This window comes from Paenibacillus zanthoxyli JH29, assembly GCF_000520715.1.
Classification (GTDB): domain Bacteria; phylum Bacillota; class Bacilli; order Paenibacillales; family Paenibacillaceae; genus Paenibacillus_AQ; species Paenibacillus_AQ zanthoxyli.
This window is the reverse complement of the sequence record NZ_ASSD01000590.1, coordinates 1-460: the sequence shown is the minus strand read 5'-3', so window position 1 is coordinate 460 and position 460 is coordinate 1. Positions and strand designations below refer to the sequence as shown.

Below are 460 nucleotides of genomic sequence, written 5' to 3'. Positions count from 1 at the left end.
GCGCGGCGCCGTCCGAAGCGATAGCGGACAGTGCGGACGGGGGAGACGGGAGGCTGGCGGGGGCCATGGTCACTTGCAGCTCTGTGCCGCTGGATTCAAAGCCGGACATATTCACGGTTTTTAATACATATTTGTAGACCGAGCCTGGAAGAAGACCGGCTTCCTGATAGAACCCGTCGGTTGTGGCTGCCTTCAGAGTTCCTTCCTTATAAATGTTAACCGACTTAAAGTCCGGATAGGACGGATTGATCCAGGCAAACGATAGCCGGGTATCATCGCTGAACGATTTCAAGCCTGAAATTTCCTGCAGGACGGGCGCTTTGCCCGGAGTGGGAGTCGGCTCGGGAGCTGGCGCCGGCTGGGGCTCCGGTTCAAGAATAGGAGCACCTGTGACCGGCACGGGCGAGGCGGAAGGCTGCGGCGATGGCGAAGGAGCAGGCGCAGCCCCTCCGCCGTCTCC

The 460-nt window shown here is 60.2% G+C and carries 1 protein-coding gene; it reads right to left on the bottom strand.

Annotation, left to right across the window (positions count from 1 at the left end; genetic code table 11):
• On the bottom strand, positions 1-292 hold a 292-nt coding region (locus L691_RS33780; RefSeq protein ID WP_232229257.1), incomplete at its 3' end, for a hypothetical protein.
• Positions 293-460 lie beyond the last annotated feature (168 nt).